We start from the raw sequence: 12,537 nt of genomic DNA on the forward strand, positions 1-12,537 counted from the left end.
CCCCGCAAGGATACATTTCCTATCAGTTAGATAGGCATATCCGATCGTAGTGGCGGGCATCATATCCCCGCCAGTGACAATCCCCTATCGGTTAACTAGGATATATGCAGCGCCATAGCTGGGCTTTCCCAGGGAGTGGACCGTCGACAGAGAGAGGCGCACACCGATATGACGGGAATCGTGGTGGTGTCCGGCAACCCGCGTGCCGGGTCGCGGACGTCCGCGCTGGCCGTGGCCGTCGGCGAGGCGATCGCCGAGCGGCTCGGCTCGCCACAGCCGCACGTGATCGAGGTCGGTTCCCTCGGCACCGGCCTGCTGGCCCCCGGCGACGAGTCCACCGAGACCGCGCGCGCCATCATCCGCGAGGCGAACCTGCTGGTGGTGGCGACCCCCACTTTCAAGGGCAGCTACTCCGGCGTGCTCAAGGTGCTGCTCGATCCGCTCCCCGCGCAGGCGCTGGCCGGCAAGCTGGCCGTGCCGGTGGTGACCGCCGGCTCCGCCACCCAGGCGACCGCCGCCGAGGCGCTGCTCCGGCAACTGCTGGTCGAGCTGGGCGCCATCGTGGTCCGGCCCGGCCTGCCGGTGCTGGAGGCCGACCTGCCCGAGTCGACCGCGATAGCCCAGAAATACGCGGCGGCCATGGACTGGTGATCCGGTCCATGGCCGCGCGATTCAACATCAAGATCAACTGACGGTCATCGTGTACGCCCGGGTCGCGCTCTGCCCGGCGGCGTCGGTGAACCGCACGGTGAAGGTGAAATCGCCGGCCGTGGTGGCGGTGCCGCCGATCATCCCGGAGCCGGCCAGGACCAGCCCGTCCGGCAGCGCGCCGGAATCGATCGTCCAGGTCCCGGCCCGGGCGCCGGCCACCGCGAGCCACTGCTCGTAGTCGTCACCGGCGGTCGGTCCGGGCAGCGTCGCGGTGGTGATCACCGGGGTGGAGGCGAGCACCGGGATCACGATCCTCTTCGTCACGACCTGCGGCACGTAGTCGGTGAACCGGACGGTCACCGTGTACCGGCCCGCCTTCCTCGGCGTGCCGGACAGGACACCGGCTGCCGACAGCGACAGACCGGGCGGCAGCGAACCCGAGTTCAGCTTCCAGGCGCCCCGGCGCGACGTCTTGAGCGCCAGCCGCGTGGAGTACGCGACACCCGCCGCGGCGTTGGGGGTCTGACCGGTAGCGATCACCACGGGCTTCGGCGGCGCCGGGACGTACAGCAGGCGGTTCGGGCTGCCCCTACGGTCGGTGACCTTGCCCTTGGTCGAGTCGGCGATCAGTTTCGCCTGCACCCGGGCCGGGGACCACGCCGGGTACGCGTCCAGGATCAACGCCGCCGCGCCGGTCACGTGCGGGGTGGCCATCGAGGTGCCGCTGTACGTCGCGGTCGCGGTGTTGCTCTTCTGGACCGACGACTTGATCCCCACCCCCGGCGCGAACAGGTCCACACCCTTGCCGTAGTTGGAGAACTTCGCCCGCCTGCCGGTACGGTCGCTCGCCGCCACGGTGACCGTCTGCGGCAGGTCGGCCGGGCTGCTCAGGGACGCGTTGACGTTCTCGTTGCCGGCCGCCACCACGTAGGTGACACCGGAGGCGATCGAGTCGGCGACCGCGTAGTCCAGCGCCGCGCTGCGGCCGCCGCCGATGCTCATGTTGGCGACCGCCGGGCGGACGGCGTGCCCGGTCACCCAGTCGACGCCCTCGATCACGTCGGAGACGTAACCCTCGCCCCGGCAGTCCAGCACCCGCACGGACACCAGCTTGACCTTCTTCGCCACCCCGTAGGTGGAGCCGCCGATGGTGCCGGCCACGTGGGTGCCGTGCCCGTTGCAGTCGCCGGCGGACCCGTTGCCGTCGACGAAGTCGTAGCCGTACGACGCGCGTCCGCCGAACTGGGTGTGACCGATCCGGATCCCGGTGTCGATCACGTAGGCGTGCACCGCGTCACCGTCGGCGGACGGCCGGTAGCTCTTCGAGAGCTTCACCGAACGCTGGTCGATCCGGTCCAGGCCCCAGACCGGGTTCTTCTGGACGGCGGCCAGCGAGACCACCCGGTCCACCTCGACGGACCGCACGTTCGGGTCGGCGGCCACCCGGCGGGCCTGCGCCGCGGTCATCGACGAGACGAACCCGGGGAAGCTGCCGAAACTGCGCAGCAGTGCCCCCGCGGCGACCACACGCGCGCCCGGCTCCGTCATCGTCACGATGTAACGGTCCTGCGGTGCCGCGGCCCGCGCCGGTGACGGTGCCACGAGAGCGGAGGCGGCCACCACGGTGGCCAGGATCGTCTTGAACATGACCGCCGTGATCGGCCGGGACCGGCCCGGCCTGAGAGTTCAGGCCCGGTGCGCGAGCAGCGCCAGGCGCACCCGGTTCGGGCTGCCCGTCTTGGTCATCAGCGCGGTGATGTGCGTCTTCACCGTGGTCACCCCGATGTGCATCCGCTCGGCGATCTCGGCGTTGCTCAGCCCCTCCGCGACCAGGGCGAGCACCTCCTGCTCGCGGCCGGTCAGCCCGCCCACCGCCGGGCGCGTCTCCGGCCGGGCGTCCACCGCGCGGCGGACCAGCCGGCGCAGCACGTCCTGACTGAACGGGCTCTCCCCCGCGGCCGCCTGCCGGATCCCGTGCAGCAGCTCCTCCGGCGGCGCGTCCTTGAGCAGGAAGCCGCACGCGCCGGCCTGCAGCGCCGGATAGAGGTGGTCGTCGTCGCCGAACGTGGTCAGCACCAGCACCCGGGCCGCCGGACGGGCCGCGACGATGCGGCTGGTCGCGGTGATCCCGTCGACACCGGGCATGCGCAGATCCATCACGATCACATCCGGTACGAGCCGGGACGCGGACTCCACCGCCGTACGCCCGTCCCCGGCCTCGCCGACCACCTCGATGTCCGGCGCGGCCTCGCACAGCATCCGCAGCCCGGCCCGGATCAGTTGCTGGTCGTCGACCAGCAGCACCCGGATCACGCGGTCTCCCCCGGCAGCATGGTGGCCACCCGCCAGCCCTTCCCTTCTCCCCCGGACGGCCCGGCGGACAGCGTCCCGCCCAGCACCTCGACCCGTTCCCGCATGCCGGTCAGGCCGTGCCCGCCCCCGGACGGTACCTCCCGGCTGCCCGGCAGACCGCCGTCGTCGGCGACCTCCCACTCCACATCGGAGCCGGACAGCGCCACCCGCAGCCGGGCGGTGGCCGACGGGCCGGCGTGTTTGGCCACGTTCGTCAGCCCCTCCTGGGTGAGCCGGAGCACGGCCAGGCCCCGGACCGCGTCCAGCCCGCCGACCGCCGGATCGATCTCGGCCTCCACGTTCACCCCGGCCAGGCGGGCCTTCTCCACGGCGCCGGCCAGCGCGGCGGGCAGCGCGGACGGCTCGATGGCGGTCAGCGAGGCGTCCCGGCGTACCTCATCGGGGTCCCGCAGGACCGCGACCAGCCGCCGCAGGTCGGCCAGCGCGTCCGACCCGGTCCGGTGAACGTCGTCGAGGATCTCCCGGGCCTTCGGGTCGAGATCGGGCAGCACGTGCCGGCCCACGCCGGCCCGCAGCACCATCGACGCGATGTGGTGGGCGACCACGTCGTGCAACTCCCGGGCGATCGCGCTGCGCTCGTCGGCGCGGGCCGCACGCTGCTCCGACTCCACCCGTCGGGCCTCCTGCACACCCAACTCCGCGGTCTTGCGCCCGACCGTGCCGAGCAGCACCGGCACGGCCAGGTTCGCGATCAGGCCGGCCAGACCCTCGCCCAGGCTGTCCGCGTGCGGCAGGCCGAAGATCAGGTAGGTCGCCGCGACCAGCCCGGTGGCGCCTGCGGTCCAGACCGGGCGCGGCGCCCAGAACGCCAGCTCACCGAGCGCCCACGCGGTGCCCACCTGGCTGATCGTCGGGTCCTCCAGGACGGCCAGGGAGATGCCGAACAGCACCGTCTGGACGGCCAGGTTGACCGGCTGCCGGTTGTGCAGCAGCAGTCCGCAGCCGAACGTGATCACCGCGAGCACCCACTGCGGCACGGTCGGCGGGCTCTGGGTTCCACAGACCACCAGCAGGTACACCAGACCGCTGGAGATGAGCAGCAGCATCCGCGGCAGCGTCTCCCGAGCGTTGAAGAGCCGGGCCATGCGCGTCAGCTTAGGTTCTTCCGCCACCACTGGCGCACCGCCAGGTAGGCGGCGAACCCGATCGGGCCGAGCAGAATGGTCAGCAGCAGCACCGGGGCCATCAGCAGCGCCGGAACCCCGCGCTCCCGGCTGTCCAGGTAGGACCACCGGCCGACGAACAGGTCGAAGGCGATCATGTGGGCCCAGCCGGCCGCCGCGCCCTCCGGGGTGCCGAGCAGCGCCCGCATCCCGTCCAGGGTCGGGCTGGTCACGGCCGGCCACACGTCGCCGAAGGAACCGGCGATCAGCACCGCGTAGATCGCCACGATCGGCAGCGCGATCAGCGGGCTGGACACGATCCGGTGCGTCCACGACCACTTCGGCAGCAGGATCATCAGCGCCCAGAACGGGGCGGCCAGCGCGAACGTCAGCTCGAACAGGATCCCGGTCATGACGAGCGGCCCCGGATCACCGCGGTGGCCGCGCCGGCGGTCAGCACGGCCAGGCCGGCGAACGCGGCCAGCGTGATCGGGTCGGGGGCGGTGAACGGCTGCGCACGCAGCGCCTGCCAGGTCAGCAACAGCACGAGTCCGGCATACGCGATCCCGCCGACCAGCACCAGCCCGGCACGCACCCGCTCGGCGAACCCGGTCCAGCGGCCCAGCGCGTACGCCAGCAGGGGTAGCGCCTGCAGGGCGTGCAGCCCGACGAAGTGGCTGATCCGCAGATCCCCGCCGGTGGTGCTCCAGCCGGTGATCGGCATCCCCGGGCCACCGTCCGGCACCCCGACCGAGTGCGCCCCGATCAGCCCGTCCGCGGTCTGCTGCGAGGTCATCAGGAACGCGACGGCCATGCCGAGCAGCGAGACCCCCAGCCCGAGCCGGATCGCGAAGGCGGCCGGGCGGTCCGGGATCCGCTGCCGCAGCGCGACCACGGCGATCACCACCTGGGCGATGAACAGCACCATGATCGAGGTGCCCATCGCCGACCAGAGCAGCGCGTTCAGCGGGGTGCTCATGTTGTAGTGGCTGGTCTGGCCGCGGAGCACCTGGCCGACGATGACCGCCAACTCGATCACCGACATCCCGACCATGATCACCCCGGACCACTCGGCGGCCCGGCTGCGGCGGGGCAGGAGCGCCAGGATCCAGGCGAGGGTCCAGGCGTAGAAGATGAACGAGACGGCGAACTTGAACGGTTTGAGCCAGATCGGGACACCGGTCAGGACCCGGTCGTCGAAGAGGATCCCGGCGCCGGAGATCACGGTCAGGATCACGGCGGCCCCGGTGAGCCAGAGCAGCGGTCGGTTCCAGCGGGCCCCGGAGCGGGATTCGGGTAGCGGCGGCGCGACGGTGGCGGTCATGTCCTCACCGTCCCTTTTCGAACGGCCCGGATCGCCCGACCGGGGGCCGCATCGCCGGCCGCGCGAAGGAGGGCTTCTCCTCCTCTGGTAGGAGGCGGCGATACTGACCCGGTGGATCACACCGCCCCCCTGATCGATTTCCCCGCCGACGAGTCCGGACGGCGCTCCAGCACCGCTTTCGGGCGGGCCGTCGTCGCCGACGCGCTCCGGTCCGTCGACCCGGCCGCCGCGGCCGCCGCCGAACGCGAGACCGACTGGCGCGCCGGCTACCCGCGCCACTTCCGGGCCCTGCTCGAGGCCGGGCTGGCCGCCGACGGGGCGGCCGGGTACCGGATCGCCGAGGCCGGGCTCGCCTCGGTGCAGGCGCGCATCCGGCACCGGCGCGACGACGGCGACGTCACCCTGGCCCAGGCGCTGACGGCGGCGCCCGGGCAGCCGCTGGAGACCGTCGAGGTGAAGGGGACGGCCCGGCCGGAGACCGAGGTGGTCCTGCCGTACAAGAAGGAACTGCTCCGCGGCGACGCCCTGCGGCGGCAGCTGGACGCCTGGGTGACCGCCGGGGTGATCGAGGAGTCCGGCGCCGAGGCCGTCGGTGCGGTGGCCGCCTCCCCGGACTGGCTGGACCTCAGCGACCAGACCCTGGTCGCCGCGGGCGCCGGCACCGAGATGGGCCCGGTCGCCTCGATCCTCGGCTGGGGCGGCACCGTCCTCGCCCTGGACCTGCCCCGCCGACCGGTCTGGGAGCGGGTGGAGGGCCTCGCGACCGCGGGCGCCGGGCGGCTGCTCGCCCCGGTGCGCGGCGAGACCCCGGGCGCCGACCTGCTCAACGACCTGAGCGCGACCGCCCAATGGGTGCTCGGATTCGACGGGCGGCTGATCCTCGGCAACTACGTCTACGCCCCCGGTGGCGCCTACACGCTGCTGGCCGCCGCGGTCGACGCGCTCGGCAGCCACCTGCGGCACCACCGGCACGACACGGCGCTCGCGTTCCTGGGCACCCCCACCGACGTGTACGCCGTCCCGGAGGCCGCCGTCACCGACTCCCGGTCCCGCTATGCCGGCCGGCCGGCGCGGGCGAAGGCGGGGGCACTGCTCACCGGTGGCCGGATGCTGCGCCCGAACTACCCGTACCCGGGTGAGCCCGGGATCAACGACAGCCTGGTGCCGCAGCAGGGCCCGAACTACGCCCTGGCCAAACGGATCCACCGGTGGCGGGCCACGGTCGCCCGCCGGGACGCCACCGTCGCCTTCACCGTGGCGCCGCCGACCAACACCCGTTCGGTGGTCAGCAACAGGTGGCTGGCCGCCGCGTACGCCGGTGCGCACCTGTTCGACGTGGAGATCTTCGAACCGGAGACGGCGAGCAAGCTGATGGCTCTGCTGCTGGTGCACCAGATCCGCAAGCCCCGGTCGGCGGCGCCGGCCGCGTGGCGGGACGAGGCGTTCGCCGCCACCCACGGTGGTCTGTGGCGGATCGGCTACCAGCTGCGTACCGCGCTGCCGCTGGCCGCCGTCCCCGGGCTGGTGCTGTCGCGATGACCACCGCGGGGCTGGTGCTGGCGGCCGGGGCGGGCCGCCGGTACGGCATGCCGAAAGCCCTCGTCCGGTACGAGGGACAACTGCTGGTGGAACGGGCCGTCGCCGTGCTGGAGTCGGCCGGCTGCCCGGCCACCGTGGTGCTCGGCGCGGCGGAGGTGCCCGGTCTGGCATCCACCGTGGTCAACCCCGACTGGGAGTCCGGGATGGGCTCGTCGTTGCGGGCCGGGCTGCGCCACCTGGCCGGGACCGAAGCCACCGCGGCCGTGATCCTGCTGGTGGACATGCCCGGGGTGACCGCCGCGGCGGTGCGCCGGATCGTCGCCGGCGCGGGCGCCTCGTCTCTGGTGATGGGCGGTTACGGCAATCGGCGGGGCCATCCGGTGCTGATCGGCCGCGACCACTGGGACGGGGTCGTCGCCGTCACCACCGGGGATCGCGGGGCCCGCGACTATCTGCGCGCCAATCCGGTGACGGTGATTCCGGTCGATGACGTCGCCGACGACACCGACATGGACTTTCCGTAGTCGGCTCGTAGCGGAAAATTACGAGCAACCTTTCGGTCGGGGCGGCCCACTTCCGCAGTGGAAACGCAACACCCGTTCCTACGAAAGGTCGCTCGTGTTCAAGACTGTGAAGAAGCGTTGGCGTGCCGGTGTCGTGGCGGTCGCCGCCCTCAGCCTCGGCATGGGCGCACTGGTCTACACACAGGGCGCTTCCGCGGCGACCTTCCCGACCGCCACCGGCACCACCAAACTGACCGCGACCAAGGCGGTCTCCGGCAGCTTCGACGGCGGCCTGAAGCGTTTCGTCGGCAGCGGCGCGCTCGGCACCAGCGGTCAGGACGAGGGCCAGGATCCACTGTTCACCCTCGCCGACGGCGCCACCCTGAAGAACGTGATCATCGGTTCGCCGGCCGCCGACGGCGTGCACTGCCTCGGCTCCTGCACGATCTCCAACGTGTGGTGGGAGAACGTCGGTGAGGACGCCGCCACGTTCAAGGGCGGCGCGAACGCCAAGTACACGGTCACCGGCGGTGCCGCCAACGGCGCCGACGACAAGGTCTTCCAGCACAACGGCGGCGGCGCGCTCACCGTCAGCAACTTCGCGGTCAGCGACTTCGGCAAGCTGTACCGCTCCTGCGGCAACTGCAAGACCCAGTTCAAGCGCAACGTGGTCCTGAAGAACATCACCGCCACCGCGCCCGGCTCGGTCCTGGCCGGCATCAACTCCAACCTCGGCGACACCGCCACCCTCTCCGGCATCACCATCACCGGCGACAGCAAGAAGAAGATCGCCGTCTGCGTGACCTTCAAGGGCAACAAGACCGGCGCCGAGCCCGCCAAGCTCACCACCCAGACCGCAGCCACCGGCGGCGACGGCACCAACTGCAAGTTCAGCACCTCGAACATCACCTACAAGTGACCCGCTGACCTCGCTGACCCGCCTTCGCCTCACTGAAGCGCGACCCCGGCGCTTTCCCCCAGCGAGTCGTAGGCCCGAAAGGAAACGGCCGGACCCGGTGCCAGACGGGCCGGCCGTTTCTTTTTCGTACGCTGAACGAAAGGCCCCGCGGCCTCAGGAGACGTAGTCGAACTGGACGTTCTTCGGCCGGAAGTCCGTGTCGGCGGAACCAGCGGGATCAGACGGCCAATGCGGCGTCGACGCGCCGATGGCATGGATCGCCGTCCGGCACAGGTTCAGGGCGGCGCCGACCGCCTCGGTGTCACTCTCGGCGGCGACGAGCAGGTCGATCGTCACCTCGCTGAGGTCCGCATCGCTCGACGTCGCGGGATCCCGCAGGCCGTCGTTACAGGCCTCCAGGTCGAGCAGCGCCGCCATGAGCTGCTCACCCACCTTGTGGAGTCGCTCGGGCGGCAACGGTCGCCCGCCACGGTCACCGACGGCAAACGAAAGCTCCAACTGCAGCTCCACCATCAGTCGTCCCCTTCTCCCTACCAACAGGGCTTGTTCCGTGCCCACTGCACCACGTGGTTCGCGTAGTGCGCACTGCTCGGCGTCAGATGCACCTGCCGCTGGTGAGCACCGCAGGAACAACGAACGGTGTAGTACTTCGGCGGGTTCAGGATCTGGTATCCGTGTTCGTGGAGCGTCTGCAGAACGTCCTCCAGATCCTTTTTCGGGTGCCTCGCCCAGTAACCCAATACTGCCCTCCGATCGACCCGTCAGGCCAGCTGATGCCGAACGAGCCACCTCGCGCCGGCGCCACCTCAGGTCAGAAATTCAACCGGTAACCGCATCAGATGTCTCTTACCGGACCGAACGCCATGTTCGGCATGATCAGAGCGCGGAACCGGCCGAACAGGGACAAGGGCGAATCCGGGCGGCGGAGGGCGACTGCCTACTGCCCGGCGGGGGTGGGGCGGGATCGGAGGCGGCGGAGCATGCGGGCGTCGGTGAAACCGACGGCTCGGGCCGCGGTTTCGGTGGTGGCTCCGTGGCTCAGCAGGTGTTCGGCTCGTTCCACCCGTAACAGCTGCTGGTAGCGCAGTGGGGTTCGGCCGGTCGCTGTGGTGAAGAGGCGGGTCAGGGTTCGTTCGCTCACCCCGGCACCGGCCGCCAGAGCGGACAGCGGGAGGGTGGCCGTGAAGTCGGCGTCTATCCGGTCCTGGACCCGGTGGACCACGTCGTTCAGGTGGGCCCGGTGGCGCAGCATCGCACTGTCCTGGTGGTCGTCGCCGTTGCGGCGGGCGTAGACCACCATCTCGCGGGCCACCAGCGCCGCCTCGGCCGGGCCGTGGCGCTGGGCCACCAGGTGCAGGGCCAGGTCGATGCCGCTGGCGATGCCGGCCGACGTGACCACCCGGTCGTCGCTGACGTAGAGGACGTCGCGGACCACGGTGGCCGCCGGATGGGTGCGGGCCAGCAGGTCCTGCAGACCGTGGTGGGTGGTGCAGCGACGGCCGTCGAGCAGACCGGCCCGGCCCAGGGCGTCGGCCCCGGCACAGACACTGGCTACTGTGCCGCCACGCCGGTGGTGGGCGGCGATCCGGTCCAGGGTGCCGGCGGTGAAGTAGCCGTAGCCGCTGCGCCAGCCGGGCACCACCACCAGGTCACCGGGATCCAGCTCCGGCCAGGTCGTCGAGGCGACCAGCGGCACCCCCTGCCAGGTCGGCACCGGGGACGCCTCGGCGTAGTAGAGCAGCTGGTAGCCCGGCGCGGTGGAGAACACCTGCGCCGGGCCGGCCAGGTCGAGCAGGTGCACCTGCGGGGTCAGCACGAACAGCACCCTGCTCACGATCCGGTCACTCCCCGATGATCTCCGCGACGGTTCTGACCGTGGCGAACCGGCCGGCCAGCGCGTAGACGGTGCGGGCCACCACGTCTTCGGCCGCCAGCGTACGGGGATCGGCCAGCAGCTCCGCCACGGTCTGGCCGGCGGGGGCGTCCGGGTGCGGGATCGGGTTGGTGGCGGTGGCGTCGATCGCGAAGGTGACCTGATAACCGAGGTCGGAGGCGAACCGGGCGGTGGTCTCCACACACTGTTCGGTGCGCAGTCCGGCGACCGTGATCGACCGGACCCCGGCGACGGTGAGCAGATGCTGCAGGTTGGTGGTGGTGAACGCGTTGTGCACCGTCTTGACCAGCAGCGGCTCGCCGTCGGCGGGGGTCAGCTCGTCGACGACCCGGACGTGCCCGTTGACCGGGTCGAAGGTGTTGCCCGAGCCGGGCTCCGAGTGCACCACCCAGATCACCTGGTCACCGGCGGCGCGGGCGGCGTCGACGAGACGGCCGACGTTCTTGATCACGTCGGGGTTGCTGGTGGTGGCCCAGAGCGGCCGGGCCCGGAACGATTCCTGGACGTCGATGACGATCAGCGCGTTGGTCATACCTTGAATCCAACGCTCGTGCGGGCCCGGGCAGAAGGCATCATCGGGACCGGCCCCGGAACGATCCGGTCAGCGCTGGCGGGCCCGGGACCGGGCTCGGGCGTACTCCAGCAGACCGTCGAGGGCCTCCGCCGTCGACGGCCCGGGATTCACCACACTGGCCCAGCCCTGGACCGCGTAGGCCGGGTGGGGCATGAGTGTGTCGGTGGCGGTGAAGTCGATCTCCTCCTGACGGGTGCTGAACTCTTCCGGCCCGTACCCGAAAAGGGTCTTGAACCTGTCTCTGCCCACCTCGACGTTGACCCGGTAGCGGCCCGGCTCGGACAGACGGGACCGCTGATCGAAATCGGGCACGTCGTGCAGGACGATGGTGGCGAACGGCCGCATCCGGTCCGCACCGGCAAAGAAGAAACGGTCACCCCAGGTGTAGGGCGGCATCTCGGAGTCGGCGGCGATCGACGTCTCGGTCACCCCGGGCAGCCCGGCGATCCGGGCCGCGTCGGCGGCGCCCGGACCATGGCCGACGTGCAGGATCGCGTCGGCGCCCGCGGCCAGCGCGCCGGTCAGCGGAAAGTGCCCGAGCACCTCGGTCCGCCTGTCGTGCAGGTCGCCGGAGGGTGGCGGGAAGATGCCGGTCACCGGGCCCAGGCTTGCCTCGTACGTGCCGGGCTCCGGCTCGCCGAGACCGGCCGGGCCGCTGGCGCCCAGACTGCCGGCGACGAACACGTACCGTTCGCCGAGCAGCGCGGACACGATCGAACCGGCGCCGGACCACTCGGCGGCCATGTCCACCCCCTCCCAGCGGGTCTCCCAGCTGCTCGAACCCCGCTGCAGGTGGGTGTTGTGCGCCCAGACCAGGACCGGGCCGCGATCCCGCTCGTGGCCGAGGATGTCGAGCAGGTTGCGGGCCATGATCGCGTCCCGGGTGCTGAGCAGACGGCCGATCCGCTCGGACTGAGTGCCCGGGTCGGCCATCGCCGCGTGATAGGCCAGCAGGCCGACGGCGGTGGAGGCGTGCACCGCGGCCCGATGCCAGGCGGCCCGCGAAGAGCCTTCGACGAGGCGCGGCGCGTCGGCGTACAACCGCGTCTGGAGATCCTCCGCCAGGCCGCGCAGCGCGAGGGCCTCCGGTGACCGGCCGGGAGATCGCGACGCGTCGTACATGATCTCCGGCGCGGTCCACCGGGCCTCGTCACCGGCGGCGCGCAAGGTGTCGAGGTCCGGGTCGACGCCCAGGTAGACGCAGAGTTCCCGCAGGTAGCGGACCGGGCTGGGGGCGGCCTGGATCTCGGTGGGGGCGTCGAAGCCGTGGAAGGCGATCTGCTCGCCCTCGGGACGGCCGGTGTTGTGGGCGCGCAGCCAGTCGACGAGTTCGCGGGTGGCCGGGCGGGAGCCCCAGTCGTGGCTGACGCCGGTGGACAGGTCGAGATCGTCGGTGCGGCCCCGGACGTAGTCGTCGACGGCGAGGGCGGCGACCCGGTCCGACTCGATGACGATCGACCGGAACCCGTGCCCGGCCAGGGTCTCCAGGATCCGGTTGCGGAGCCGGGCGAACGCCGGTTCGCCGTGGTAGGGCTCGCCCAGCGCGAGCAGGTGCGGCCGATGCTCGGAGATCAGTGCGGACAGCTCGGTGTCGAATGCCATGACCTCAACCGTATCGTTGAACCAGCGTGTGAAACTTTCCTCGCGAAATCCCAGG

At 71.5% G+C, this 12,537-nt stretch carries 13 protein-coding genes; 4 read left to right on the top strand and 9 right to left on the bottom strand.

The features are described from left to right. The first annotated feature begins 168 nt into the window (after positions 1-168). Entirely contained in the window at positions 169-651 is a 483-nt protein-coding gene (locus tag Aco03nite_RS09965; protein ID WP_203794526.1) for an NADPH-dependent FMN reductase, read from the top strand. A gap of 33 nt (positions 652-684) precedes the next feature. Here Aco03nite_RS09965 and Aco03nite_RS09970 read toward each other — a convergent pair whose 3' ends face one another. From Aco03nite_RS09970 to Aco03nite_RS09990, 5 genes are read right to left on the bottom strand one after another with little or no spacing between them, the layout of a single operon-like run. Continuing rightward, on the bottom strand, positions 685-2,298 hold the full coding sequence (locus Aco03nite_RS09970; protein WP_203794528.1) for a S8 family serine peptidase: 1,614 nt from the start codon (positions 2,296-2,298) through the stop codon (positions 685-687). Positions 2,299-2,337: 39 nt separating this feature from the next. Next, positions 2,338-2,964, bottom strand: coding sequence for a response regulator (locus Aco03nite_RS09975; protein WP_203794529.1), 627 nt, complete (start codon positions 2,962-2,964; stop codon positions 2,338-2,340). Further along, complete coding sequence (locus Aco03nite_RS09980) at positions 2,961-4,109, bottom strand: sensor histidine kinase (RefSeq protein ID WP_203794531.1); 1,149 nt, start codon at positions 4,107-4,109, stop codon at positions 2,961-2,963. Before Aco03nite_RS09980 ends, Aco03nite_RS09975 begins: the two co-directional genes overlap by 4 nt. Before the next feature lie 5 nt (positions 4,110-4,114). After that, positions 4,115-4,540 (bottom strand): ABA4-like family protein, encoded by a 426-nt coding sequence (locus tag Aco03nite_RS09985; RefSeq protein WP_203794533.1) that lies wholly within the window; start codon positions 4,538-4,540, stop codon positions 4,115-4,117. Continuing rightward, positions 4,537-5,451 carry a hypothetical protein gene (locus Aco03nite_RS09990; protein ID WP_203794534.1) on the bottom strand — a complete coding sequence of 305 codons (915 nt, stop codon included), beginning with the start codon at positions 5,449-5,451 and terminating at the stop codon, positions 4,537-4,539. Before Aco03nite_RS09990 ends, Aco03nite_RS09985 begins: the two co-directional genes overlap by 4 nt. A gap of 111 nt (positions 5,452-5,562) precedes the next feature. Between Aco03nite_RS09990 and Aco03nite_RS09995 the strand changes: the two genes are divergently transcribed. From Aco03nite_RS09995 to Aco03nite_RS10005, 3 genes are all read left to right on the top strand, one after another. Beyond that, complete coding sequence (locus Aco03nite_RS09995) at positions 5,563-6,990, top strand: hypothetical protein (RefSeq protein WP_239145038.1); 1,428 nt, start codon at positions 5,563-5,565, stop codon at positions 6,988-6,990. Beyond that, on the top strand, positions 6,987-7,514 hold the full coding sequence (locus tag Aco03nite_RS10000; RefSeq protein WP_203794536.1) for a nucleotidyltransferase family protein: 528 nt from the start codon (positions 6,987-6,989) through the stop codon (positions 7,512-7,514). Before Aco03nite_RS09995 ends, Aco03nite_RS10000 begins: the two co-directional genes overlap by 4 nt. A 94-nt stretch (positions 7,515-7,608) precedes the next feature. Then, positions 7,609-8,412, top strand: a complete 804-nt coding sequence (locus tag Aco03nite_RS10005; RefSeq protein WP_239145039.1) for a pectate lyase — start codon at positions 7,609-7,611, stop codon at positions 8,410-8,412. Positions 8,413-8,565: 153 nt separating this feature from the next. On the opposite strand, the gene Aco03nite_RS10010 is transcribed toward Aco03nite_RS10005, so the two are convergent. The 4 genes from Aco03nite_RS10010 to Aco03nite_RS10025 form a co-directional block, all read right to left on the bottom strand. Then, positions 8,566-8,925 (bottom strand): hypothetical protein, encoded by a 360-nt coding sequence (locus Aco03nite_RS10010; RefSeq protein ID WP_203794539.1) that lies wholly within the window; start codon positions 8,923-8,925, stop codon positions 8,566-8,568. Between the two features lie 424 nt (positions 8,926-9,349). Next, positions 9,350-10,246 carry a GlxA family transcriptional regulator gene (locus tag Aco03nite_RS10015; protein WP_203794541.1) on the bottom strand — a complete coding sequence of 299 codons (897 nt, stop codon included), beginning with the start codon at positions 10,244-10,246 and terminating at the stop codon, positions 9,350-9,352. A gap of 7 nt (positions 10,247-10,253) precedes the next feature. Further along, positions 10,254-10,838, bottom strand: coding sequence for an isochorismatase family protein (locus tag Aco03nite_RS10020; RefSeq protein ID WP_203794542.1), 585 nt, complete (start codon positions 10,836-10,838; stop codon positions 10,254-10,256). A 69-nt stretch (positions 10,839-10,907) separates the two neighbouring features. Continuing rightward, positions 10,908-12,482 carry a DUF6194 family protein gene (locus Aco03nite_RS10025; protein ID WP_203794544.1) on the bottom strand — a complete coding sequence of 525 codons (1,575 nt, stop codon included), beginning with the start codon at positions 12,480-12,482 and terminating at the stop codon, positions 10,908-10,910. Positions 12,483-12,537 lie beyond the last annotated feature (55 nt).

This window comes from Actinoplanes couchii, from assembly GCF_016862075.1.
In the GTDB taxonomy this organism is placed as follows: Bacteria; Actinomycetota; Actinomycetes; order Mycobacteriales; family Micromonosporaceae; genus Actinoplanes; species Actinoplanes couchii.